Consider the following 25,259-nt stretch of genomic DNA (forward strand, 5'->3'; position numbering starts at 1 on the left):
TGGTGCGCACTCTCGCTTGTGGTGCATTGAAAACATCCGGCAGCCAAACAGCCCCTCTTACGCCATTTGTGTTTGCTTCGGTCCGAAAAGCCTTTCAGCTGATTACAACTGCTAGCGGATTAGTGCCTTATTAGCCATTTGTTTTTCCGCACCCCGCCTATCATGCCTTGTTTTGAATCGGAAAGATATTCATAAACGCATCTTTTGTATTCAAAATAATCCTTATATTTCATAAATTTAAACGCAATAAATGCAACTGGCACGACATCTGCTCCAGTCGGTCGTAGCGGCGCATACATTTGTAAACAAATCGCGCGCCACCTTAAGAGACCATTATTGAGGAACATCCGACATGAGTATGAAACGCCGTAACTTCATCACTGCAGCACTGGCTTCCACTGCGGTTGGTGCAACGATCGGTGCACCGGCGATCGCCCGCGCAGCCGACAAGGAAAGCTTCACCTTCAAGATGACCAACGCCTACCCACCGGGCGCTCCCTTTTATGTTCAGGGGCCCGGCAGCCCCATGGACTTCTGCGACAAGGTCAAAGCCATGTCGGGCGGACGAGTGAATATTCAGCACTTTGCCGCCGGTGAACTGATTCCGGCGATGGAGGGTTTCAACGCCGTGGCCGGTGGTATGGTCGAAATGAATGCCGCCAACGCGTACTTCTGGGCAGGCAAAATTCCCGCCGCGCAGTACTTCACGACGGTACCTTTCGGCATGAATACACAGGGTATGGCGGCATGGCTCTACCACGGCGGCGGTCTGGAGCTTTGGCACGAGCTGTATGAGCCCTACGGGCTGATCGCCTTCCCGATGGGCAATACCGGTGTGCAGATGACAGGATGGTTCCGCAAGCCGGTCGAAAGCGTTGCCGATATCAACGGTTTGAAAATGCGCATTCCAGGTCTGGCAGGCAAGGTATACAGCGAACTGGGTGTCTCGGTTCGTCTGCTGCCAGGTGGTGAGATTTTCCCAGCACTTGAGCGCGGCGTTATCGATGCCGCCGAGTTCGTCGGCCCCTTCCAGGATCGCCGTCTCGGCCTGCACAAGGCCGCAAAGTATTACTACACCACCGGCTGGCACGAGCCCACAAACTTCACCGAACTGCTGATCAACAAGAAGACATGGGATTCGCTGCCAAAAGAGCTGCAGATGATCATCCAGATTGCGGCCCAGTCCTCCGTCACCGACAGTCTCTCCTGGTCCGAGGCCGTTAACGCCGATGCACTGGCTGATCTGGTCGAGAACGAAGGGGTTATTGCCCAGCCGCTGCCGACCGCAATCGTCGACCGCCTGAAGGAGGCCACCTTCGACACTCTGGAAACACTCGCGTCCTCGGATCCTCAGGCGCGCAAAGTTCACGACTCATTCATGGCCTTCCGCAAGAAGCACGCCTCCTGGGCTGCCCTGAGCGAAAAGCCGTTCCTGAACCTGTCGTAAGTGGTGCCGCGATGAAGTTAGTCATTGATCGACTTGAATGGCTGGTGGAGCTGCTGGGAGGGCTGGCGCGCTGGTGCGTGCTGGCCCTGGTGCTGCTGGTCGCCGTTAACGTCCTGCTGCGCTACCTGTTCTCGATCGGGCCGGTGGCACTGCAGGAGCTTGAGTGGCATCTGGTATCACCTATCGCGCTGCTTGGCCTTGCCTACTCGATGAAACACCGTGCTGACGTACGTGTGGATTTCCTGTACGACCGCTTCGGCCGCCGTGGTCAGGCCGCTGTGGATATCGTAGCCGCTCTGCTGACACTGGCCATCGGGTTTATTATCACCTGGTTATCGATTCCCTATGTGACGCAATCCTTCCAGTTGCTCGAGGGCTCGCCGGATCCCGGCGGACTGCCCTACCGCTACCTGCTAAAAACCCTTATTCCACTGGGCTTTGCGCTACTGGTATTGCAGGGCATCGCCGATGCCCTGCGCAGCTTGATGGTGTTTGTCGAGCGTCCGATCATGCCGTCGCTCGCGGCGGGTGAGCTGCTTGAAGAGGGAGCGTCCTGATGGGAAATGAATGGCTCGTTCTGGGCATGATCGCCGGTTTCCTGTCACTGATGGTGATCGGTATACCGGTCGCGATAGCTCTGGCCGTATCGGGCTTCATCGCCGGATACCTGGGTTTTGGCAGCATGCTGTTCCAGCTGATGCCCGCCCGTCTATTCGGCGTGGTCACCAACTACACCCTGATGGCGATACCACTGTTTGTCTTCATGGGGGTGATGCTGGAGAAATCACGGGTCGCCGAAGACATGCTTGAAACCATCGGAAAAGCGATGGGCGGCGTCAACGGCGGCATGGGGCTGGCGATCATTCTGGTCGGCGTCCTGATGGGCGCATCTACCGGTATCGTCGGTGCCACTGTGGTCACCGTCGGACTGCTCACACTGCCCGCCCTCCTGCGTCGCGGCTACGCACCCAGCATCGCCTGCGGTACCATCTGTGCGTCCGGCACTCTGGGGCAGATCATCCCGCCCAGTCTGGTGCTGATTCTGCTCTCGGATATTGTCGGTGAATCGGTCGGCACATTGTTCGCGGCGGCATTCATACCCGGTCTGGTACTGGCGCTGATCTATATGGCCTATCTGCTGATTCTCGGCTGGCTGCGCCCCCAATGGGTCCCGGCTATTCCGCTAGAAGAGCGCTCCAAGACCTCTGGCAAGCAACTCACGCTCGATCTGCTGCGTAATGTCTGCCCACCGTTTTTTCTGGTAATTGCCGTGCTCGGCTCCATTGTCGGCGGCATCGCGGCACCGACTGAAGCGGCGTCGATGGGCGCACTGGGCGCGCTGCTGATTGCGCTGGCGGTTGCCCGTCTGAACAGGCAACTGATACGGGAAACCCTGCACGGCACGCTGACCATTTCGGCCATGGTGTTTTTCATTCTACTCTGCGCCCAACCCTTCTCGCTTTCGTTTCGCGGCTTGGGCGGCGAGCAGATGGTGCATACCCTGTTCGAGATGTTGCCGGGTGGCGAATTCGGCGCGCTGATATTCCTCATGGCGCTGCTGTTCGTCCTCGGTTTTTTCCTCGAATGGATCGAAATATCCTATATCGCGCTGCCCATGTTTCTGCCGGTGTTCATGAACTACGGCACCGACATGGTCTGGCTGTCGATACTGGTGGCGATGAACCTTCAGATGTCATTCCTGACGCCTCCCTTCGGCTGGGCCCTGTTTTTCCTCAAGGGGGTCGCGCCCAAAGGCGTCACTACGCGTGACATCTATGTCGGAGCGCTACCGTTTGTTCTGCTTCAGTTACTGGCCGTGGTGGTACTGTTCCAGTTCCCCTCACTGGTCACCTGGCTGCCTGAAGCGATTGGCTGGTAACAGCGTTTTTATCACTACATAACAAGGACCACGTGATGGATATACTCTCGGACTACTCAACAGGCTGGCTGATCGGGCTTGCACTGGCGCTGGTCGCCACCGGCGTTATCGCCGGACTACTTGCCGGGCTGCTCGGTGTCGGCGGCGGTATCGTTATCGTGCCGGTGCTCTACCACCTGTTCACACTGCTGGGCATCGATGAGGCGGTGCGCATGCATGTAGCGGTGGGCACATCGCTGGCAACCATCATTCCCACCTCGATTATCTCGTCACGGGCTCATTTCAAGAAAGGCAGCCTTCACCCCGACCTGCTCAAGAAGCTGGTGCCCGGCGTTATTATCGGCGTGATTCTCGGCGCCATCGCCAGCGGCTACTTCAGCGGCACCATCCTGACCGCCGTGTTCGCGACAATCGCCCTGCTGGTTGCGCTGAACATGGCGTTCAAGAAGGATGGTTTCAGCGTTGCCGACAAGCTGCCCGGTGCTGCCGGCACCGGCTTCATCGGCAGCTTCATCGGCTTTATATCCACCCTGATGGGCATCGGCGGCGGCACCCTCAGCGTACCGATCCTCAGCGCATTCAAGACACCGATGCACACCGCGGTCGGCACCGGGGCAGCGCTGGGACTGGTGATCAGCCTGCCCGGCGCGATCGGCTTTCTGATTAACGGTATTGGCGTCGAGGCCCGCCCCCCTCTGTCACTGGGCTACGTCAACCTGATCGGCTTGCTGCTGATCATCCCGGCGACGATGAAGATGGCCCCGGTCGGCGCCCGTATCGCCCATGCGATCAACGCCAAACTGCTCAGGCAGCTGTTCGCCCTGTTCCTGGCGATCACTTCCCTGCGCATGTTCTATGGTTTGTTCAGCTGATAACGGAGAACAACAATGCTGAAAACGGTTTATGGCACTCAAGGCATGATGGTGGCGCCCCACCACCTGGCGGCTCAGGCCGGACGTGACATCCTGCGCGAAGGCGGTAACGCGGTGGAGGCGATGGTATCGGCCGCCGCCACCATCGCCGCGGTCTACCCGCATATGAACTCCATCGGCGGAGACGGTTTCTGGCTGATCCATGAACCGGGCAAAGCGCCGGTCGCCATCGATGCCTGCGGCCGCGCCGCTGCCAAAGCCTCACGCGACTTCTATGCCGGTCTGGAGGCGATTCCCAGCCGCGGCCCCAGCGCCGCGCTGACCTGTGCCGGCACCGTTGGCGGCTGGGCCGAAGCGCTGCAGCATGCCTCCGGCTGGGGCAAAGGCCTGCCGCTAAGTCGACTGCTGGAGAGCGCGATTGAACATGCCCGCAGTGGCATCGTCGTCACCGAGAGCCAGGCCGCGTTGACCGCAGCCAAGCTCGATCAACTGCGCGATCAACCGGGGTTTGCCGAGGTATTCCTGCCTGATGGTCAGGTGCCGACCGCCGGCAGCCTGCTGAAGCAGAGCAGACTTGCCGACACCCTGGAGCAGCTGGCCCGTGCGGGTCTCGATGACTTCTACCGTGGCGAGCTCGGTCGGGCCATGGGTCAGGAACTTGAACGCCTGGGCAGCCCTTTAACCACGGCGGACCTGGCGGGGTATGCGGCGTCGCGGGTCAAACCACTGGAGGTCGCGGTTCGCGGCGCCAGGATCTTCAATCTGCCGCCGCCGACCCAGGGCCTGGCATCGCTGATGATTCTCGGCATCTTCGACCGGCTTGGCGTGACTGACGCGGAAAGCTTCGCCCATCTGCACGGCCTGATCGAGTCCACCAAGCGCGCGTTTCGCGTACGTGACCGTATCGTCACCGACCCGGACCGCCTGCCCGCCGATCCGCAATCCTTTCTGGAACCGACACTGCTGGAAAAGCTTGCAGCCGAGATCGATCCGACCCACGCCCTGCCCTGGCCGGACCCGGCCAGCCCCGGCGATACCATCTGGATGGGCTGTATCGACGGTGAGGGCCGGGCGGTCAGTTTTATCCAGAGTATCTACTGGGAGTTCGGCTCCGGCATCGTACTCCGGGAGACCGGCGTCAACTGGCAGAACCGTGGTATCAGCTTCTCGCTCGATCCCCATGCTTTACAGGCGTTGGAGCCGGGTCGCAAGCCGTTCCATACCCTGAACCCGGCACTGGCCCGCTTCGACGACGGCCGCATGATGAGCTACGGCACCATGGGCGGCGAGGGCCAGCCGCAGACCCAGGCGGCGCTGTTCAGCCGCTACGCCATGCTGGGCCAACCGCTACAGCAGGCGATCACCGCCCCACGCTGGCTGCTCGGTCGCACCTGGGGCGACACCAGCACTACGCTTAAATTGGAGAGCCGCTTTGACCCCGCGCTGGTGCAACAACTCAGGGATGCGGGCCATCTTGTAGAGCTGCTGGAGGAGGCGTTCAGCGACACCATGGGCCATGCCGGCGCCCTGGTGTTGCGACCGGACGGGGTGATCGAAGGCGCCGCCGACCCACGCAGCGACGGCTGCGTCGCGGCGCTCTAAGTACCTGGCTTTACACGCTATAACCACAGCGCCTGCACCGCGCCACCGGCACCGCCTGCCAGCACGATCAAGCCGATTGGCAGGCGGCGCCAGATCATCAGCGCCAAAATCAGCAGCAGAGCCAGATCGGCGGCCCCATGCACGGCACTGAGGATCACCGGATCCCAAAGTGCCGCCAGCAACAGACCGACCACGGCGGCATTGATACCGGCCAGGGTCGGCTGCATACCGGGATAGGCTCGCAGCCGCTGCCAGAACGGCAGCACCCCCACCAACAGCAGAAACGCGGGCAGAAAGATCGCCAGGGTGGCCAACAGCCCCAGGCTCAGCGCCGCCGGCCAGCCCAGCGCCGGATCGGCATAAGCCGCCCCGAGGAAGGAGGACAGCGTGAACAGCGGCCCCGGTACCGCCTGCGCCAGACCATAACCGGCCAGAAACCGGCCCTCCTCCACCAGACCTGAGGCCACCACTTCATTCTGCAGCAGCGGCAACACCACGTGACCGCCACCGAACACCAGGGCTCCGGATCGATAAAGTCCATCCACGAGACGCAACCAGCCCTGAGGGTAGAGCTGTGCCAGCAGCGGCAGCAGGAGCAGCCCGGCGATGAACAGCAGCAGCCAACGGCGCGCGTGCCGGGGGGTGATCCACTGCGCATGGTTTAGCGCTGCTTCCTGCCCTGTCGCGGCGTCCTTTTGATTGAGCCAGCATCGACCGGCCAGCGCGCCGATCAGAATCACCAGCAGCTGGCTCCCCACCCCACCGACGGACAGCATCAACGCCGCGCAGCACAGCATGATCAGGACCAGACGCGGACCGGTCACCAAGGCTTTACGCATGCCGATTACCGCCTGAGCAACCACAACCACCGCCACCAGTTTAAGCCCGGCCACCAGACCTGGAAGCCAGGCGGCATCGATATGCGACAGCCCGACCGCCGCCAGGATCAACAACAGAGCCGAGGGCAGGGTAAAGCCCAGCCAGGCCGCCAGCAGTCCAGGGTAACCGGCATGTGACAGACCGATCGCCATGCCTACCTGACTGCTCGCCGGCCCCGGCAACAACTGACATAACGCCACCAGATCCGCATACTGGTTATCACTCAACCAGCACCGCCGTTGCACGAAGGTTTCGCGGAAATACCCCAGGTGCGCCACCGGCCCGCCGAAGGAACTCAACCCAAGGCGAAGAAAAATCAGGAAAACCGAGATAAAACGCACGGACAGTCTGGGCTCACGCATCGACGGACACCAAAAGGTAATGGATCGCAAAGTCTAGCAAGGGATTTATGACCGATCGATGACAGGGAAAAAGCGATCCCCCGGACTAAGCTTAACGCTAGCGGCAACACACTTTTCCCACAGCGATCTCGACCGCACAGACTCAACAGAGGAGGGCGCGGCATGGGCAGGCGATACAACTCCATTCTCGAAACAGTTGGGCATACCCCCACCGTCCGCATCAACCGGCTCGCGCCCCCTGGCGTCAACATCTTCGTCAAGCTTGAAGCGTTCAACCCCATGGGGTCGGTCAAGGATCGTCTGGCTCTGGGGGTGATCGAGGACGCCGAGAAAAAGGGGCTGCTGAAACCAGGCCAGACGGTGATCGAAGCCACCAGTGGCAACACCGGTATCGGGCTGGCGATGGTTTGTGCTCAGAAGGGCTACCCGCTGGTGGTCACCATGGCGGAAAACTTCAGTGTCGAACGCCGCCGCATGATGCGCTTCCTCGGGGCCAAGGTGGTGCTGACGCCCGCCTCGGAAAAGGGCAGCGGCATGCTGGCCAAGGCGGTGGAGCTGGCACAGACCCATGGCTGGTTCCTCTGCCACCAGTTCGAGAACGAAGCCAATGCGGACTTCCACTCCCGTACCACGGCGCCGGAGATCCTCGACGATTTCGCCGATACCCGGCTGGATTACTGGGTTACCGGGTTCGGCACCGGCGGTACGCTGAAAGGGGTCGCCCGGGTGCTGAAAGAGAGGAGCCCGCAGACCAGGGTGGTCGTCTGTGAACCGGACAACTCGCCCCTGCTCGGCAGCCACCTGCCCCAGGCGCGGGCAGCCAACGGCATGCCCGAGGCCAGCCACCCGAGTTTTCGACCCCACCTGATGCAGGGCTGGACGCCGGACTTCATCTCCAAACTGACCGAGGATGCGGTCAACGCCGGTCTGATCGATCAGATCCTGCCGATCAAGGGCAGCGATGCGCTGCAAGCTTCGCTGAATCTGGCCCGTCAGGAGGGGATATTCTGCGGCATTACCTCGGGTGCGACCCTGGCCGGTGGGCTGCAGCTGGCCCAGACCTGCGCGCCGGGCAGCAACATCCTCTGTATGCTGCCGGATACCGGCGAGCGCTACCTGAGCACCCCGCTGTTCGCCGAGATCGAAACGGAGATGACCGAGGCGGAGATCGAGATCTCCCGCTCCACCCCCGGCTACCGCTTCGACAGACCCTCGTCACCACCGCCCGCCCCCGCCGCCTCGCCGGTCACCCCCACCCCCGAGGCAGAACAGTTCCTGACCGACGTGTTGAACGACCATTCACAGCCGGTGGTACTGTTCGCGCTGGAGTGGTGCGAGTTCTGCTGGTCCCTGAGGAAACTGTTTGGCCGCTGCCAGATCCCCTATCGCGCTGTCGATCTGGACAGCGCTCAGTACCAGCAGAACAATCTTGGCGGTACCATTCGCGCAGCACTGAACGCGCACACCGGCTACGTCACCATCCCCCAGGTGTTCGTGGGCGGGGAGTTTGTCGGCGGTTGCGGTGAGGTATTCGACGAGTTTAAAAGCGGGCGTTTTCAGCAGCGACTGAAAAAAGCCGGCGTGAACTACGACGATAGCGTGTCGGTGGATCCCTATTCGCTGCTGCCAAGCTGGCTGCACCCGCGGAAGTAGATAGAGAGATGCGGCAGGCCATCGCGCCTGTCGCCCCGCCGGCTTTAGCGTTATAGTCTTGCGCCGAACCGAGCTACCGCAGGAGATTGCGATGACCAGTATTCAGATCGGCTTTATCGGTATGGGCCTGATGGGGGTTCCGATGAGCAAACGCCTGCTGCAGGCGGGTTTCCCGCTGCAGGTCTGGAATCGCTCCACCGATAAAACCGCACCACTTCAAGCCTTCGGCGCCCGGGTCGCCGAGAGCCTCGAACAGCTGATTCGCAACACAGACCTGTTGATGATCTGTGTCACCGACACGGCCGCGGTCGAACAGATCGTGTTCGGGCCGGGCGGTATCGCCGAGCACGGCCGAGCCGGCCAGATCCTGATCGACTTCTCCAGCATCGACCCCGCCGCGACACGGGATATGGCCGCGCGCTTGAAGGCCGACTGCGGTATCGACTGGATCGACGCGCCGGTCTCCGGCGGCGTCGCCGGTGCCGAACAGGGCAGCCTGGCGGTCATGGCCGGCGGCAATGCCGAGCTGCTGCAACAGGTGATGCCGCTGCTGGAACCGCTGTCACAGCGCGTCACGCATATGGGCCCGGTCGGCGCCGGTCAGGTCACCAAGATCTGCAACCAGATGCTGGTCTCCTGCAACGTACTGGTGATGGCCGAGGTGATGGCGCTGGCGGAAAAAGCCGGGGTCGACGCCGGGCAGATACCGACGGCGCTGAAGGGTGGATTTGCCGACTCGATTCCACTGCAATTGACCGGACCGCGGATGGCCAACCGGGATTTCGACGAGATCAAATGGCACGTCAAAACCCTGCTCAAGGATCTGGATATGGCCAACGCGCTGGCGAAAGCGATGGGTAGCGCCGTACCAATGGCCGGACTAGGCGCCGAGCTGATGCGTCAGCACGGCAGTAAAGGCTATCTCGAACAGGATCCCTGTACCCTGATCGAGCTCTATGCCGGCAAAGGGTGACACGCCGGCTGTCGCCCTTTGGTGTCGGTTATAAAACCCTGTATATTGAAAGGACTATTTAGCCCCCTCAATATACGGCGGCTTTGCGCCCGATAACCTGATGCAGACAAACAGCAGTATCCACACAGCAGTACGTATCTATCGCGGGGCATTGGAAACACTGTTTGCGTTGCTGCCCAGTATCGCGATTCTCTATCTGCACTTTTTCACCAGCGATGCAGCGCCGTTCAAAAGCTTTCTGATCCACGAACTGGCCATCCTGCTGTCGATACTGATCGGTGCCTTCGTCGCCTATATTACCTGGCGCTGCTACCTGGTGTCGGGTGAGCCCTTTCTGCGCTGGCTGGCACTCGGATTTCTCGGCTTTACACTGGTCTACCTGCCACATGGTCTGCTGACCCGCATTGCGGACCACAACATGGCCCTGTTTCTGCTCTACGGACCAGCCGCACGCCTGGTATTGATGGCCTGCCTGCTGATCGCCCTTGCCCAGCGAGGACACTGCAACGACTCGGAACCACAACGGAGAAAACCCGGATTCTGGTTAATCGGGGTGATACTGTTTCTGCTGGTCGATGCGCTGGTCGCCGCTCTGGCACTCTCCCCCTACAGCGCCACGGGCTGGCCGAGAATCCTGTTGGAGTCGGCCACGCTGGCCCTGACGTTGACGGCTATTCTCACGCTACTGACACGGCGCTCCGACTCACCGCTGCTGCGGATCTACCTGATTGCCGTCACCACCTTTGCCCAGTCATCGATCGCCTTCCTGATCCTGGCCAACGCCTGGGATCATCAGTGGTGGTTGGCCCATACCATATTCGCTGCCGGCTTTTTCATGCTCAGCTACGGTGTCGTGCAAGCCTATCTCGCCAGCGGTTCGTTCATATCGGTGTACAGCCTGGAGGAGATTTTCACGCAGCTCAGGCAGGAGAAAGCTCGTGCTGAAGACGCCCTGAGCCAACTCAAGCAGGCCAACCTGAATCTCAGAGTGATCGCCACCACCGACGCCCTCACCGGACTCAGCAACCGGCGCCACTTCACCGAACAGGCGGAACGGGTAATCGAGCGCGCGCTATTCGAGAACGCGCCGCTGTCACTACTGATGCTGGATCTGGACCATTTCAAGCGGGTCAACGACACCTTCGGCCATCAGGCCGGCGATCAGGTGTTGCGTCGATTTGCCGAGATCCTGCAGCGAGAAGTGCGCCCCGGCGACCTCTGCGGCCGCTTTGGTGGCGAGGAGTTCCTGGTCCTGCTGCCCAGTGCCAACACGGCGGAAGCTCGCACGGTAGCCGAACGTCTGCGCCAATCCGTGGCCGCCGAGGCGATCGATTTGGGTGAGCAGGAGACCCGGATCACGGTCAGTATCGGTATCGCCCATCTTGGCTCCAGTGCCGACAATCTGCACAGTCTGCTGCAACGGGCGGACAGGCGTCTATACGCCGCCAAGGAAGCCGGCCGCAATCGCGTTCATGACAGCGATGCGGCTAGCGAGGGAGAATTAAAACGCCCGCACGAAGCGGGCTAAGGGAACAACACACAACGGTGCAGTGAACCGGCAATAACAGCCGGTTCGGGTAAAGTCTTTTCAGACTGCGCGTTTAACGCAAGCTCAGCACATCCTGCATATCGTACAGACCGGTGCTGCGTGAACCCAGCCAGAGCGATGCGCGCACCGCGCCCTTGGCAAAGGTCATGCGGCTCGACGCCTTGTGGGTGATCTCGATCCGCTCACCCTCGGTGGCAAACAGTACGGTATGATCACCGACCACATCGCCGGCACGGATGGTTTCGAAACCGATCTCACGCGGCTTGCGCGGCCCCACCATCCCCTCGCGGCCATACACGGCGCACTCCTTGAGGTCACGCCCCAGCGCGTTGGCCACCACCTCGCCCATACGCAGTGCAGTGCCCGAGGGCGAGTCCACCTTGTGGCGGTGATGCGCCTCGATCACCTCTATATCGTAGCCGCTATCCTCGCCCAGCGCTTTCGCGGCGATCTCCAGCAGCTTGAAGCAGAGGTTCACGCCCACGCTCATATTGGGCGCAAACATGATCGCGATCTTCTCGGCCGCGCTGGCCAACTGCTGCTTCTGACCCTCATCAAGGCCGGTAGTTCCGATCACCATCTGCTTGCCGTTGGCGGCACAGAACTCAACGTTGGCCATGGTAACCGCGGGCATGGTGAAGTCGATCAGCAGATCGAAATCATCCTTGACCGCTTCCAGCGAGCCTGCAACCTGAACACCGAGCTTGCCCACTCCGGCCAACTCACCGGCATCGGCGCCGATCAGACTGCTGTCCGGTTCCACAATCGCCGCGGTCAGCTGCGCACCTTCGGCCATAGTCACCGCTTCGATCAGGGTTTTGCCCATGCGACCGGCAGCACCGGTCACTGCAATTCTTGTCATGCCTTTATCCTGTTTGGTGATCGCTTATACAGTTTCGATCAAGCCTGCTTTCGGCTGCATCGCGTCGCGGCCTGCTTGTCCGCCGCGATCTCCTCATCCGTACTGTGAATGGTCTGATCCATATCCAGCGCCGGGGTTTCGCAACCGGCACAGCCGACCACCCGTGCCGGCACGCCGACCACGGTGGTGTGGGGCGGCACCGGTTCCAGTACCACGCTGCCGGCACCCACGCGGGCGCACTCACCGACCTCGATATTACCGAGAATCTTGGAGCCGGCGCCGATCATCACACCCTGACGGATCTTCGGATGACGGTCGCCGCTCTCCTTGCCGGTACCGCCGAGGGTGACCGACTGCAGGATGGAGACGTCGTTCTCGATCACGCAGGTTTCACCGACCACGATACCGGTGGCATGGTCGAACATGACGCCGAAGCCGATCTGTGCCGCCGGGTGGATATCGACCTGGAAGATGGTGCTGACGCGGCTCTGGATATAGAGCGCCAGCGGGCGTCGCCCCTGCTGCCACATCCAGTGCGCCACGCGGTAGGCCTGCAGCGCCTGGAACCCCTTCAGGTAGAGCAGTACGGTGGAGTAGCGATCGACCGCCGGGTCGCGGGTGCAGACCGCCTGGATATCGGCGCAGGCGGCCTGGATCAACTCGCGCTCGGCGCTGTACGCCTGTTCGATGATCTCGCGCAACGCCACCGCCGACACCACCTCGTCCGCCAACTTGCTGGCGAGCAGGAACGACAGCGCACCGCGCAGATCGCTATGCCCGATGATCGTGGCATGAAAGAAGCTCGCCAGCAGAGGCTCATGCTCCACCAGGCTCTGCGCTTCATCGCGGATCTTCAGCCAAAGCTCGTCGACCGACAACGCCATCTCGTACATGCTGATACCCTCTCTGCGAAGACTGGCCATGAGGTCAGGTCATATCTTCGAAGAACTTTTTCACGGAATCGAAAAAGCCGTGCTTCTTCGGACTGTGCTTGTGGTTACCCTCGTCCATCGCGCTCTGGAACTCCTTCAGCAGCTCGCGCTGGCGATTGTTCAGGTTGACCGGTGTTTCCACCGTCACCTTGACCATCAGGTCACCCACTCCGCCGCCACGTACCGGGGTAATACCCTTGCCGCGCAGGCGGAACAGCTTACCGGTCTGAGTTTCGGCCGGTATCTTCAGTTTAACCCGTCCATCAAGCGTCGGCACATCCAGTTCGCCACCGAGTGCCGCGTCGATAAAGCTGATCGGCACCTCGCAGTACAGATGCTTGCCGTCGCGTTCGAAGATCGGATGGCGCAGCACATTGACCTGCACATAGAGATCGCCCGCAGGTCCGCCATGGCTGCCCGCCTCGCCCTCGCCACTGAGGCGGATACGATCGCCGGTATCGACACCGGCCGGGATCTTGACCTGCAGGGTCTTGGTCTCTTCCACGCGACCGTGACCATGGCACTTGCTGCAGGGGTCGGAGATCACCTTGCCCTCGCCACGACAGGTGGGGCAGGTCTGCTGTACCGAGAAAAAGCCCTGCTGCATCCGCACCTGGCCGACGCCGCCACAGGTGCCACAGGTACGCGCGCTGGTACCGGGCTTGGCGCCGGAGCCGTCGCAGACGCTACAGGCGACCAGCGTCGGTACCTTCAGCGTCTTCTCGCAGCCGCGCACCGCCTCTTCCAGGCTCAGGTCCAGGTTGTAGCGCAAGTCAGCGCCGCGCTGCACGCTGGAGCGACGACGGCCACCACCGCCGCCACCGAAGATATCGCCGAACACGTCGCCGAAGATGTCGGAGAAGTTGCCCTCGAAACCGCCGCCGCCAAAGCCGCCCTGGCCGCTGACGCCTTCGTGGCCGAACTGGTCGTAGGCGGCGCGCTTCTGGGAGTCAGACAGGACCTCGTAGGCCTCGCTGATCTCCTTGAATCTGTCTTCCGCTGCCTTGTTGTCCGGGTTGCGGTCGGGGTGGTACTTCATCGCCAGGCGGCGATAGGCTTTCTTGATATCCCGGTCGGACGCATCACGTGGCACGTCCAGTAGTTCGTAGTAGTCCTGTTTCGACATGATCCGAATCTGGTCTGGTCAGATGACTCCGCGGGAGCCGGACACGACAACGCGGGTCAGGGAGTCCCCGAACCCGCGCTGCCACTCATTTTAAAGTTCTTAGAGGTAGCGAACGCTTACTTCTTATCGTCCTTGACCTCTTCGAACTCGGCGTCGACCACATCATCGGCCGCATCCTTCGCCTTGGCGTCAGCACCTGACGCTGCGCCCTCCTGCTCGGCCGCTTCGGCGTACATCTTCTGCGCCAGAGTGGACAGGGCTTCGGTCAGGGCCTCGGTCTTGCTTTCGATATCGCCCTTGTCGGAGCCTTTCAGTGCCTCCTCCAATGCAGAGATCGCACCCTCGATCTTCTCTTTCTCGTCCGCCGTTGCCTTGTCGCCGGCATCCTTCAGCGTTTTGTGCGCGGTGTGTACCATCGCATCACCCTGGTTGCGCGCAGCAGTCAGCTCCTCGAACTTCTTGTCCTCTTCGGCATGCGCTTCGGCATCCTGCACCATCTTTTCGATCTCGTCATCGGACAGACCGGAAGAGGCCTTGATCACGATCGACTGATGCTTGCCGGTGGCCTTGTCCTTGGCAGACACGTTGAGGATACCGTTGGCGTCGATGTCGAAGGTCACTTCGATCTGCGGCACGCCGCGCGGCGCCGGCGGAATGTCGGCCAGGTCGAAACGACCCAGCGACTTGTTCTGGTTCGCCTGCTTACGCTCACCCTGTACCACGTGGATGGTCACCGCGGTCTGGTTGTCGTCGGCGGTCGAGAACACCTGCGACTTCTTGGTCGGGATGGTGGTGTTCTTCTCGATCAGCGCTGTGGCCACGCCACCCATGGTCTCGATACCCAGAGTCAGCGGGGTCACGTCGAGCAGCAGTACGTCTTTCACGTCGCCGGACAGTACCGCACCCTGGATTGCAGCACCGATCGCCACCGCTTCGTCCGGGTTCACGTCCTTGCGCGGCTCCTTGCCGAAGAACTCGGAAACCGCTTTCTGCACCATCGGCATACGGGTCTGACCACCGACCAGGATCACCTCGTCGATCTCGGAACCGGACAGTCCGGCATCCTTCAGCGCGATACGGCAGGGTTCCAGTGAACGCTGCACCAGCTCTTCGACCAGAGACTCCAGCTTGGCACGGCTGACCTTGACGTTCAGGTGCTTCGGACCGGTGGCGTCGGCGGTGATGTAGGGCAGGTTGACGTCGGTAGACTGTGCGGAGGACAGCTCGACCTTCGCCTTCTCGGCCGCATCCTTCAACCGCTGCAGCGCCAGCGGATCGTTGTGCAGGTCGATACCGCTCTCTTTCTTGAACTCGCCTGCCAGGTACTCGATCAGGCGCAGGTCGAAGTCTTCACCACCGAGGAAGGTGTCACCGTTGGTGGCCAGCACTTCGAACTGGTGCTCACCGTCGACGTCGGCGATCTCGATGATGGAGATATCGAAGGTACCGCCACCCAAGTCGTATACGGCGATGGTCTTGTCACCCTTGGACTTGTCCATACCGTAGGCCAGTGCGGCAGCGGTCGGCTCGTTGATGATACGCTTGACGTCCAGACCGGCGATCTTGCCCGCGTCTTTGGTAGCCTGACGCTGGGAGTCGTTGAAGTAAGCCGGTACGGTGATAACCGCTTCGGTTACCGGCTCGCCCAGGTAGTCCTCGGCGGTCTTCTTCATCTTCTTCAGCACTTCGGCAGAGATCTGCGGCGCCGCCATCTTCTTGTCCTTGACCTGGACCCAGGCGTCACCGTTGTCCGCCTCGATGATTTTGTACGGCACCATCTTGATATCTTTCTGGACCACATCGTCCTTGAAGCGACGGCCGATCAGACGCTTGATCGCGAACAGAGTGTTGTCCGGGTTGGTCACCGCCTGGCGCTTGGCCGGCTGGCCGACCAGGGTCTCGCCGTCGTTGGTGTAGGCGATGATGGACGGCGTGGTGCGGTCGCCCTCTGCATTCTCGATTACCTTGGTCTTGTCACCTTCAAGGATGGCCACGCAGGAGTTGGTGGTTCCCAGGTCGATACCGATGATCTTGCCCATGTTTTGCTCCAATGTTCTTTATCGTTTCCCCGTCTTGGCGGAGAACACACAGGTTCTTGACTGTTGATTCTCTATATGGGTCTGGCTTGAGGCTTTTCAAGCCATCCCGTTACGCTTTTAACCTTTTGCCACCATCACCATGGCCGGACGCACCAGCCGGCCATTGAGCAGATAGCCTTTCTGCATCACGGCCACCACGGTGTTGGGCTCGGCATCCGGCGCCTCGACCAGCGACATCGCCTGATGGTGCTCGGGGTTGAATGCCTGTCCCTGGGGATCCACCATCTCCACGTTGAACTTGCCCATACCGTCAAGCAGCAGCTTGAGGGTCATCTCCACCCCCTCTCTCAGCGCCTTGGTGGCTTCGTCTTCGGCCTGGCACGACTCGATGGCACGTTCCAGGGAGTCCACTACCGGCAGCAGCTCGCCGGTGAACTTTTCCAGCGCGAACTTGCGCGCCTTCTCCACGTCCTGCTCGGCACGGCGACGCATGTTCTGGATCTCGGCCTGCGCCCGCGGCGCCAGCTCGGCCAACTGTTTCTGCAGATCGGAGATCTCCGCCTCGGCCAGTGCCAGTTGCTCCTTCAATGCTTCAGCATCGTCAGTCTCCGCAGCGGCAAGCTCTACGTTTTCAGCGCCCGGCTCGACCACCGTTTCGGCCTGTTCCACACTCTGCTGTTCCGGTGCCGGAGTTTCAGTCTGCTTCTGCTGTTCGTCTGCCATCGGGGTTTCTCCACAAGGTTTGCAACTTCTACTGGCACCCTATATGGGGTTGGTCGATGGCGATTCAAGGGTGTTTCGTGCGGGAATTTTCACGCGGGGGATTGCAGGCTGTCGGCAAATGGCTTATACAGCAAACTACTGTATGGATAACCAGGGTCGTGCAATCATGCTGACGCTACTGAGCATTCGCAATTACGCCATTGTTGATCAACTGGACCTCGAGCTGAAACACGGCATGACCGTGGTCAGCGGCGAGACCGGCGCAGGCAAATCGATCATGCTGGACGCCTTGGGACTGGCCCTGGGTGACCGGTCACAGAGCGATTGCGTCCGCGAAGGGCAAGATAAAGCCGAGATCAGCGCCTGCTTCGATGTCAGCTCACTGGCCGAGGCGCGGGCCTGGCTGGCCGAGCAGGAGCTGGAGGCGGACGGCGAATGCCAGCTGCGCCGGGTGATCAGCGCCGACGGCCGCTCCCGCAGCTTCATCAACGGCCGCCCCACGCCGCTGACCCAGGTCCGAGAGCTGGGCCAGCTTCTGGTCGATATCCACGGCCAGCACGAGCACCAGCGCCTACTGAAAAAGGATCACCACCGTACCCTGCTGGATGAATACGCCGGGCAGGAGGAGATCGCCGAGCAGGTACGCCGGGCGTTTCACCGCTGGCGCCGGCTGGACACGGAACTGACCCAGCTCACCGAGCAGAGCGAGGAGCACAGCGCGCGGGTACAGCTGCTCAGTTACCAGATCGAGGAGCTGGATCAGCTTGGCCTGCGTGAGGGTGAACTGGCCGAGCTGGAGGAGGAGCAGCGGGTGCTGGCCAACGCCGGCGAGATTCTCGGCACCGGCCACCAACTGCTGAACCTGACCTCGGACAGTGATGGCGACGGCGAGAACTGCCTGAGTTTGCTCAGCCACTGCCAGCACCTGCTCGACAGCCTGGGCTCCCAGGCTCCGGCCCTGCAACAGGCGGCCGAGATGCTGGCCAGCGCACATATCCAGATCGAGGAGTCCAGCCGCGAGATCCGCAGCTACCTGGACGGTGTCGAGATCAACCCCGAGCGCCAGCAGGAGGTCGAGGAGCGGCTGAGCAGCATCTACGACATCGCCCGCAAACACCGCATCAACGCCGAGGAGCTGCCCGTTTTCCACGAGTCGCTACAGGCGGAGCTGAGCGGCCTGCACCGCAGCGACGATGAGCTGGAGCAGCTGGAGCGGGAGGTTCGCAGCGCGCACGAGGAGTATCTTGGCGTCGCCGGCCAACTGAGTCTGACCCGCCAGAGCGCCGCGGACAAACTGAGCAAGGCGGTGGACAGCCAGCTGCACAGCCTCGGCATGCTGGCGGCGCACTTTGCCGTCTGCCTGACCCCGTACGACTCCAGTCGCTACAACGCCAATGGCCTGGAGGAGGTGGAGTTCCTGATCAGCGCCAACAAGGGGCAGCCGGCCCGGGCACTGGCCAAGGTCGCCTCCGGCGGCGAGCTGTCGCGGATCAGTCTGGCGATCCAGGTGGTCACGGCACAGACCTCCAGCACACCGACGCTGATCTTCGACGAGGTGGATGTGGGTATCGGCGGCGCCATCGCCGAGGTGGTCGGCCGCCTGCTACGCCAGTTGGGCGAGCGGGCGCAGATCCTCTGTGTCACTCACCAGCCGCAGGTTGCCTCCCAGGGCCATCAGCATCTGTTTGTCAGCAAGGACTCGAAAGGCGAGCTGACCCGCACCCGTATCGATCACCTGTCACAGGAGAAACGGGTGCACGAGGTGGCGCGCATGCTCGGCGGCATCGACATCACCGACACCTCACTGGAGCACGCCCGAGAGATGCTGAAGTCAGCCTGAAGCCCGGGGCACAGGCAATAAAAAACCGATCGCGCCGGATCGGTTTTTTATTGCTCCCAAGAGTGATTAGCTCTCTTCGCAACCATCCCGACACACACCGTACAGGTACAGGGTGCGGTCGGTCACGGTAAAGCCGAGGTCGTCGGCGATTGCGTCCAGCCGTGTGGTCAGGTCGGGATCGACGAACTCGCGTACCTTGCCACACTTCACGCAGACCACGTGATCGTGGTGCTCATCGCGCGCCAGCTCGAATACCGAGTGGCCACCTTCGAAGTGGTGACGGGAAACAAGACCGGCAGCTTCGAACTGAGTCAATACGCGGTAAACCGTGGCCAAGCCCACGTCCTCACCGGTTTCCATTAGCATCTTATAGATGTCTTCAGCTGAAAAATGCTCACCTTCGCCAGCACGTTCCAGGATCTGGTAGATCTTTACACGCGGCAGGGTGATCTTGAGCCCCGCCTTACGCAGCTCCTGATTTTCGAGGGCCATATTCTTGTCTCTAATTGCTATACGGTTCACAAATGGCAGTGTTAGACTTCATTATCTTTTTTTAGCGGCGAAAACGGAAGTCATTTACAGATGCGAAAGGTTTTTATCAGTGTAGCACTGGCCGTATTGGTCAGCGCCTGCTCGGATTTCCCCGGGGTTTATAAAATCGATATTCCTCAGGGCAATGTCGTTACCCAGGAGATGATCGATCAGCTGCGCCCGGGCATGACCGAAAGTCAGGTCCGCTACATCATGGGAACCCCGCTGATCACCGACACCTTCAGCCCCGATCGCTGGGATTACCTGTACAGCTTCAAGCCCGGTGGCGAGCCGCGGGTCCAGGAGCGTGTGTCGCTGTATTTCCAGGACGGAAAGCTGGCTCGTCTCACCGGCGACTTCCGCCCCGGCAGCTAATTAAAAACCCAATCGATTTACATCGACCGAACGCAGGCCGTCGCTATTCGGCCTGCGTCTCCTGCTCCTTCTGCGCTTTCAACTTGGCCGCGCGCTTGGCTCGAGCCTCTTTCGGATCGGCGATCAGCGGCCGGTAGATCTCCACCCGGTCGCCGGCTTTCAGCATCTCCTTCTTCGGATCCTTTATCGCCTTGCCGAAGATCCCCATCGGGTCCTTCTCCGGGTCGATCTGGTTAAATGTCTCCGCTATACGGGACTTGATTACCGCCTCATAGGCGGTACTCCCCTCTTCCACCTGCACGGCGACAATCTTCTGCTCATGCGCCAGTGCGTATGCCACTTCAACCGTAATCATGCGGACCTCAGCCGTAAATCTTGTCTGCGCGGGTAACGAAGGCATCCACCAGCGTCGTCGCCACGGAATTGAACACCTTGCTCATCGCCACACCGGTCAGTTTACCGGAAAATTCGAAATGCATATTCAGCTCGACCTTGCTCGCCTCCTCACTGAGCGGCGTAAAGGTCCAGATCCCGGTCAGCGACTGGAACGGTCCCTTGACCAGGCCAATCTCCATGCGCTCCGGTCGTGTCAGCTGGTTGCGGGTGGTGAAGCTGTACTTCAACCCACCCTTGGCCAGATGCAAGGTCGCCTCCAGCGTATCGCCCTCTTCGCGCACCACCTCGGTGGATGCACACCAGGGCAGAAACTCCGGATAGCGACGCACATCGTTGACCAGGTCGAACATCTCTTCGGCGGTGTGCAACACCAAAGCGCTGCGATTCACCTGAGCCATAACTGCTCCTATCTCATGCTATCCAGCAAGCTTTTGATACAGGTTGAGCGCAAATATCACCGCCACCGCCGCCGGCGACACATAGCGGATCACCACACGCCAGGCATGATAGATCAGCGCCGAGCGCAGGGACAGCTCATCCTCGGTCATCTCCCGGGTCAGATACCAGCCGGCGAAGAGGGCTATAAGCAGTCCGCCCAGAGGTAGCATTACATTCGCAGTGATGAAATCGAGGAAGTCGAACGCGGTCATGCCAAACAGGGTCAGATCTGCCGTGATATTAAACGAACTCAGCGCCAGCACACCCAATGCCCATACCACCACACCCAGCAACACCGATGCACGCACCCGGCTCATCCCCAGCGTCTCCACCAGCCAGGCGGCACCCGGCTCCATCAACGAGATCGCCGAGGTCCAGGCGGCAAAGCCCACCATCAGGAAGAACAGGAAGCCGAACACCTGACCGCCCGCCATCTGGCTGAACGCGACCGGCAGGGTGATGAACATCAGGCCGGGTCCGGCACCGGGGTCGAGCTGGTTGGCAAATACGATCGGGAAGATCGCCAAACCGGCCACCAGCGCCACCAGCGTATCCAACGCCGCGATGGTCAACACGGTACCGCCGATCGAATCGCCCTTACCCATGTAGGAGCCGTAGGCCATGATCGAGCCCATACCCAGCGACAGGGTAAAGAAGGCATGGCCCAGCGCGATCAGCACCGCATTCCAGGAGAGCTCCGAAGGATCGAAGTGGAACAGGAAGTCCCAGCCCTCAGCGAAGTGCCCGCTGTTCATCGAGTAGGCCAGCAGCACGAACAGCAGCACGAATAGCAGCGGCATCAACACACGCGTTGCCCGCTCCAGTCCCTTGTTCACACCGCCGGCGATCACCATCATCACGATGACAACGAACAGCGTATGCCAGATCAGCAGCGTTTCGGCGTCAGCTAACAAGCCGTTGAAGATCTGTCCCGCCTGCTCGCTACCCAGGTCGACGAACTGGCCCACCCCCATACCGGCGATGTAGTACAACACCCAGCCGGCGACCACAGAATAGAAAGAGAAGATAAAGAAGCCCGCCAGCGCACCCATCCAGCCGACACCGGCCCAGCGTCCGTGATGCCCCGCCTCATACGCGGTTTCTCGCATGGAGTTGATCGGACTCTGGCGACCGCGCCGGCCGATCAGCACCTCCGACATCATGATCGGTATACCGACCAGCAGGATGCAGACGAGGTAGACCAGCACAAAGGCACCGCCCCCGTTTTCGCCCGCGATATAGGGGAACTTCCAGATGTTGCCCAATCCTACAGCAGACCCTGTGGCCGCCAGAATGAAGATCCAACGGTTGGCCCAGGCGCCATGAATAGAGTGCGTTCTTGGCATGTTTTTCTCTTTGGTTTCGCGTTAGGCGCGCAATTGTTCATGTTTCAGACAACCGCCGCAACCTTTGACAGGCTGTCCAGTTCAAATTATCGAACGCTTATTCAATCTCCAACCTCCTTTCTTTGCACCCATGCCGGCCGTATAATCGCGCCCCATGGCAAAGACGAAAAAGACTCCGGGCGGAAACACCATCTGCCTTAACAAGCGCGCGAAGCACGAATATACCATCGACACCAAGTTCGAGGCTGGCCTGTCCCTGACCGGATGGGAGGTCAAGAGCTTGCGCGAGGGGCGTGCTCAGCTGGTTGACTCCTATGTCGTGTTCAAGAACGGCGAAGCTTGGCTGGTCGGTGCACACTTCACCCCACTGATTACTGCCTGCACCCATGTCGTTGCCGACCCAAGGCGCGACCGCAAGCTGCTGCTCAACCGCAACGAACTGAACAAACTTATTGGCGCTGTCGAAGCCAAGGGCTACACCTGCGTCGCACTGGCACTGTACTGGAAAAACGGCCGCGTCAAATGCGAAATCGCGCTGGTGAAAGGCAAGAAACTGCATGACAAGCGCGCCGCCGAGAAGGAAAAAGACGCCAACCGCGAAAAGCAGCGCGCCATGGCGGTACACAACGCCTAGGGAAGCGAGAACCAATCCCCTTTCATGTTGTCTACTAATGGCGTAAACTTCGCGCTCTTATCCGGGGGTGACTTGGCTTCGACGCTGATTACGAACCCTTTGGTGCATGCCGAGAACGTGATGATTCTCGTAAATCCCTCATCACACTAGTTATAGTTGCAAACGACGATAACTACGCTCTAGCTGCTTAAGTCAGCTAGCGCCGCACTCTAAGGTGTCTGTAACTCAGAGGTTCGCGGTGTCATATGAGACAGAATCGCCCGGATGCTTCGCCTTAAGCTGAACGGTTAAAACTAAAAAGGCTCGCCCACAGCACCCTGGCTCTCGGGTCGCGACGGGTTAACTGAATAGAGAAGCCTAAGCATGTAGATCTCGAGGCAGAGGATTGGCGGACGCGGGTTCGAAACCCGCCACCTCCACCAAATTTGTAAAGCTAAGCGCCTGTTTTAACAGGCGTTTTTCATATCTACACCCTCACTTTTCGCCCTAGGTGTCACCAATGTGTCACCAAAACGAATCGGTGCGTATTTCACCGCCTCTTTCAGATGCTCCGGCGCAAGGTGCGCATACCTCATTGTGACCTTCACCGACGAATGGCCAAGTATCCGCTGAAGCGTCAGAATGTTCCCGCCGTTCATCATGAAATGACTTGCGAACGTATGGCGCAACACGTGGCTTGACTGACCCTTTGGCAGCTCTATCGATGTTTTTACCAGAACACGACGAAACGCACCTATCGAGCTGGTAAACGGACCATACACATGCCAGTGATCAACGAGCCTGTAGACCAACTGCTTAGCGATAGGCACCACACGCACCTTGGCCGATTTAGTTTGACTAAAGACCAGAGCGCCATTTTTGATCGATGACGGCCCCAACCGCTCAGCCTCAGACCATCGAGCACCAGTCGACAAACAAACCAATATCAGCAACTCAAGATGCGGATTCGATCCTGCAGGACGATCAGCAACAGCCTGTAACAGCTCCTCTATCTGTTCATTGGTCAACCACGACAATTCATGCTCCTGAATAGTCACCGGCTTTATCGACAACAGCGGATTTTGATAACTGATCTGTTCCAGGGACTTCAACTCATTAAACACCGACCGAATATACGTAAGTTCATTGTTCAATGTCTTATCCGATACCCCCGCCTGAGCCCTAAGCCGCCGATCCTGAGCATACAACGCGGCAGTCAACCGATACGCCACCGGATCGCCCAGGCGCTCAGACAAACGAACCAACACACGCCGCCGACGTTCCCCGTCACGTAACGTATGACCATGCATGTCAAACCAAAGCTGTACCAATTCACTGAGCCGGCGTTTGTCCCGCTCAGTAGTCAGCTGAGCCGAGACAGAACCGCTCTTACTTCGGACCTTAGCCTGAAATTGGATAGCATCAACTTTGCGGTCAAACGTTCTCCGTACACGCTTACCGCGTGACAGTTCAGCATCAACTTGCCAACGCCCGGTAGGGGTCTTTTTAACCGACATTACACAGCCCTACCCCAACGAACAGTTCGCTCTTCAAGCTTGTCCCTGATCCAGTTGTAGATATCCCGCTCAGACTGTCCCCTGTTCTCGAAATGCTCCCGAATCACCAACCAGCAATCCCAACGTTTCAGCGATTCAAACGCCTTTTTTGCACCCACACCCTCCCGAGCCAACAGGCTGATAAAATTGCCCATGAAAAGCTCAACATTCTTACCGCTAAAGCCCGATGCCGTCTTATACCGGCGCTTCAACTCAATCTCCTCATCCGGCGTTACCGACGCATGAGGGATAACATCTATGTCCTGACGCAGAAGCGTCCAGAACGGCGCATAAGTCGATTTTGAACCCAAGAGCTTGTATGCAGTGCAGCCATAGCGCCAGAGCGCTGTTAGATGCTTGGAGAGCGCCTCATAGGTATGAAAGTCCATAACCTCACCTGTAGAGACATTCACCGATCCCTGAGCGAACTGTTCAACTATCGAGTGGTGATAACGATGCTCGACGCGCCATACAGGCATATCAGGATCGTAGTTAGAAGGATCAGCATCATCAAAAGGGTTATCACGTTGAGCCCACACACCGCGCCAGAAATCGAGTTTGTCAGTCGCCTTTGCCTGATCAGCCTTGTTATAAATCGCGAACTGGTGGCCATTAGCAGCCCCCCACATGAACGACTTACCACGACCATACACCGCCGCCCGTTCATCGAACTCGATACGCTCGACCCCAGAAAAATCGCGCTGAACACGTGAACGGCATTGCATCTTCGATACGAGATCAGAAGAAGGATTCCAGCCCTGAACATCAACTGCAATATGAACCGCGCACTGATTAGGCGTAACACCATCGAGGATCTGTCCCGCTATGCCGTCCATAACCGCCTGAAGCTGAGCAGGAGACGTAGACAGTATGAGATGAGGAGACACCTCAATCTTCAGATGTGGACCTTCCGCATCCGCCTTACAGTTAAAATTCTTGATCAAGCAGATCAGACCATAGTCCGCGTTCTGAAGCTTAAACTGATAGCCAGAATCACGGCCCACCCGGCCAGCATGCCACTTGTGCCCGAACAGGGAAACGATACCGCCAGCCGCTTCAATCTGCCGCAGCGCCTCAGCATTCAACGTTCCGCGATACAACTGCCGAACGGTGTCAACACCCACATGCAGGATCTTAACTCCGGAGAGATCTGTAATCGTCGCGTCATCTTGAGAAACAAACAAACGGCCCCGGAGATCCTCCACACCGTTTGCGTTGACCCGTACCTGATCAATTATTTGACTCATCCTAACAACCCCATAACGA

Annotated in this window: 23 protein-coding genes and 1 other RNA gene; 12 read left to right on the forward strand and 12 right to left on the reverse strand. The window is 59.8% G+C overall.

All coding sequences use genetic code 11. The features are described 5' to 3' along the window. The first annotated feature begins 352 nt into the window (after positions 1 to 352). From KQ940_RS13095 to KQ940_RS13115, 5 genes are read left to right on the forward strand one after another with little or no spacing between them, the layout of a single operon-like run. Positions 353 to 1,447, forward strand: a complete 1,095-nt coding sequence (locus KQ940_RS13095; RefSeq protein WP_217414101.1) for a TRAP transporter substrate-binding protein — start codon at positions 353 to 355, stop codon at positions 1,445 to 1,447. Between the two features lie 11 nt (positions 1,448 to 1,458). Continuing rightward, complete coding sequence (locus KQ940_RS13100) at positions 1,459 to 2,004, forward strand: TRAP transporter small permease subunit (protein WP_217414103.1); 546 nt, start codon at positions 1,459 to 1,461, stop codon at positions 2,002 to 2,004. Then, positions 2,001 to 3,326: a TRAP transporter large permease gene (locus tag KQ940_RS13105; RefSeq protein ID WP_246590054.1), complete on the forward strand. Its 1,326-nt coding sequence runs from the start codon at positions 2,001 to 2,003 to the stop codon at positions 3,324 to 3,326. Before KQ940_RS13100 ends, KQ940_RS13105 begins: the two co-directional genes overlap by 4 nt. Before the next feature lie 35 nt (positions 3,327 to 3,361). Then, positions 3,362 to 4,198, forward strand: coding sequence for a sulfite exporter TauE/SafE family protein (locus tag KQ940_RS13110; protein WP_217414105.1), 837 nt, complete (start codon positions 3,362 to 3,364; stop codon positions 4,196 to 4,198). 15 nt (positions 4,199 to 4,213) lie between these two features. After that, a complete protein-coding gene (locus KQ940_RS13115) occupies positions 4,214 to 5,800 on the forward strand; it encodes a gamma-glutamyltransferase family protein (protein ID WP_217414106.1) in 1,587 nt (528 codons plus the stop codon). A gap of 17 nt (positions 5,801 to 5,817) precedes the next feature. Here the strand turns inward: KQ940_RS13115 and chrA are convergent, their stop codons facing one another. Next, positions 5,818 to 7,041, reverse strand: a complete 1,224-nt coding sequence (gene chrA / locus KQ940_RS13120) for a chromate efflux transporter (RefSeq protein ID WP_217414107.1) — start codon at positions 7,039 to 7,041, stop codon at positions 5,818 to 5,820. Between the two features lie 162 nt (positions 7,042 to 7,203). On the opposite strand from chrA, the gene KQ940_RS13125 reads away from it, so the two are divergent. The 3 genes from KQ940_RS13125 to KQ940_RS13135 all read left to right on the forward strand — a co-directional run bounded on the left by KQ940_RS13125 (position 7,204) and on the right by KQ940_RS13135 (position 11,195). Continuing rightward, the gene (locus tag KQ940_RS13125) at positions 7,204 to 8,694 is read left to right on the forward strand and encodes a pyridoxal-phosphate dependent enzyme (RefSeq protein WP_217414108.1); all 1,491 of its coding nucleotides are present in this window, start codon (positions 7,204 to 7,206) and stop codon (positions 8,692 to 8,694) included. Positions 8,695 to 8,785: 91 nt separating this feature from the next. After that, a complete protein-coding gene (locus KQ940_RS13130; RefSeq protein WP_217414109.1) occupies positions 8,786 to 9,667 on the forward strand; it encodes an NAD(P)-dependent oxidoreductase in 882 nt (293 codons plus the stop codon). A 100-nt stretch (positions 9,668 to 9,767) separates the two neighbouring features. Further along, the gene (locus KQ940_RS13135) at positions 9,768 to 11,195 is read left to right on the forward strand and encodes a GGDEF domain-containing protein (RefSeq protein ID WP_217414111.1); all 1,428 of its coding nucleotides are present in this window, start codon (positions 9,768 to 9,770) and stop codon (positions 11,193 to 11,195) included. Positions 11,196 to 11,268: 73 nt separating this feature from the next. Here the strand turns inward: KQ940_RS13135 and dapB are convergent, their stop codons facing one another. The 5 genes from dapB to grpE all read right to left on the reverse strand — a co-directional run bounded on the left by dapB (position 11,269) and on the right by grpE (position 16,898). Beyond that, positions 11,269 to 12,078: a 4-hydroxy-tetrahydrodipicolinate reductase gene (gene dapB / locus KQ940_RS13140; RefSeq protein ID WP_217414113.1), complete on the reverse strand. Its 810-nt coding sequence runs from the start codon at positions 12,076 to 12,078 to the stop codon at positions 11,269 to 11,271. Between the two features lie 38 nt (positions 12,079 to 12,116). Further along, positions 12,117 to 12,971 carry a serine O-acetyltransferase gene (gene cysE / locus KQ940_RS13145; RefSeq protein WP_217414166.1) on the reverse strand — a complete coding sequence of 285 codons (855 nt, stop codon included), beginning with the start codon at positions 12,969 to 12,971 and terminating at the stop codon, positions 12,117 to 12,119. A gap of 34 nt (positions 12,972 to 13,005) precedes the next feature. Next, positions 13,006 to 14,136, reverse strand: coding sequence for a molecular chaperone DnaJ (gene dnaJ / locus KQ940_RS13150; protein WP_217414115.1), 1,131 nt, complete (start codon positions 14,134 to 14,136; stop codon positions 13,006 to 13,008). A 116-nt stretch (positions 14,137 to 14,252) separates the two neighbouring features. After that, positions 14,253 to 16,175: a molecular chaperone DnaK gene (gene dnaK / locus KQ940_RS13155; protein WP_217414117.1), complete on the reverse strand. Its 1,923-nt coding sequence runs from the start codon at positions 16,173 to 16,175 to the stop codon at positions 14,253 to 14,255. A 117-nt stretch (positions 16,176 to 16,292) separates the two neighbouring features. Beyond that, a complete protein-coding gene (grpE, locus tag KQ940_RS13160; protein ID WP_217414119.1) occupies positions 16,293 to 16,898 on the reverse strand; it encodes a nucleotide exchange factor GrpE in 606 nt (201 codons plus the stop codon). Between the two features lie 142 nt (positions 16,899 to 17,040). Here grpE and recN point away from each other — a divergent pair, with 142 nt between their 5' ends. Then, positions 17,041 to 18,738, forward strand: a complete 1,698-nt coding sequence (gene recN, locus KQ940_RS13165) for a DNA repair protein RecN (protein ID WP_343222658.1) — start codon at positions 17,041 to 17,043, stop codon at positions 18,736 to 18,738. 66 nt (positions 18,739 to 18,804) lie between these two features. Here the strand turns inward: recN and fur are convergent, their stop codons facing one another. After that, positions 18,805 to 19,230, reverse strand: a complete 426-nt coding sequence (gene fur, locus KQ940_RS13170) for a ferric iron uptake transcriptional regulator (protein WP_217414121.1) — start codon at positions 19,228 to 19,230, stop codon at positions 18,805 to 18,807. 90 nt (positions 19,231 to 19,320) lie between these two features. Here fur and KQ940_RS13175 point away from each other — a divergent pair, with 90 nt between their 5' ends. Beyond that, on the forward strand, positions 19,321 to 19,644 hold the full coding sequence (locus KQ940_RS13175) for an outer membrane protein assembly factor BamE (RefSeq protein WP_217414123.1): 324 nt from the start codon (positions 19,321 to 19,323) through the stop codon (positions 19,642 to 19,644). Between the two features lie 43 nt (positions 19,645 to 19,687). On the opposite strand, the gene KQ940_RS13180 is transcribed toward KQ940_RS13175, so the two are convergent. The 3 genes from KQ940_RS13180 to KQ940_RS13190 are packed head-to-tail and all read right to left on the reverse strand — an operon-like array spanning position 19,688 to position 21,824. Further along, positions 19,688 to 19,999, reverse strand: coding sequence for an RnfH family protein (locus KQ940_RS13180; RefSeq protein WP_217414124.1), 312 nt, complete (start codon positions 19,997 to 19,999; stop codon positions 19,688 to 19,690). Between the two features lie 7 nt (positions 20,000 to 20,006). Continuing rightward, positions 20,007 to 20,438 carry a type II toxin-antitoxin system RatA family toxin gene (locus KQ940_RS13185; protein ID WP_217414125.1) on the reverse strand — a complete coding sequence of 144 codons (432 nt, stop codon included), beginning with the start codon at positions 20,436 to 20,438 and terminating at the stop codon, positions 20,007 to 20,009. Positions 20,439 to 20,456: 18 nt separating this feature from the next. Further along, the gene (locus KQ940_RS13190) at positions 20,457 to 21,824 is read right to left on the reverse strand and encodes a sodium-dependent transporter (RefSeq protein ID WP_217414126.1); all 1,368 of its coding nucleotides are present in this window, start codon (positions 21,822 to 21,824) and stop codon (positions 20,457 to 20,459) included. 154 nt (positions 21,825 to 21,978) lie between these two features. On the opposite strand from KQ940_RS13190, the gene smpB reads away from it, so the two are divergent. After that, entirely contained in the window at positions 21,979 to 22,458 is a 480-nt protein-coding gene (smpB, locus tag KQ940_RS13195) for an SsrA-binding protein SmpB (RefSeq protein WP_188749185.1), read from the forward strand. Between the two features lie 63 nt (positions 22,459 to 22,521). Next, positions 22,522 to 22,880: a transfer-messenger RNA gene (ssrA, locus tag KQ940_RS13200) on the forward strand. Between the two features lie 24 nt (positions 22,881 to 22,904). On the opposite strand, the gene KQ940_RS13205 is transcribed toward ssrA, so the two are convergent. Beyond that, positions 22,905 to 23,954 carry a phage integrase gene (locus KQ940_RS13205; protein WP_217414127.1) on the reverse strand — a complete coding sequence of 350 codons (1,050 nt, stop codon included), beginning with the start codon at positions 23,952 to 23,954 and terminating at the stop codon, positions 22,905 to 22,907. Continuing rightward, on the reverse strand, positions 23,954 to 25,240 hold the full coding sequence (locus KQ940_RS13210; RefSeq protein WP_217414128.1) for a hypothetical protein: 1,287 nt from the start codon (positions 25,238 to 25,240) through the stop codon (positions 23,954 to 23,956). The genes KQ940_RS13205 and KQ940_RS13210 overlap by 1 nt, the downstream gene beginning before the upstream one ends. Between the last annotated feature and the right edge of the window lie 19 nt (positions 25,241 to 25,259).

This window comes from Marinobacterium ramblicola (assembly GCF_019084545.1).
In the GTDB taxonomy this organism is placed as follows: Bacteria; Pseudomonadota; Gammaproteobacteria; order Pseudomonadales; family Balneatricaceae; genus Marinobacterium_D; species Marinobacterium_D ramblicola.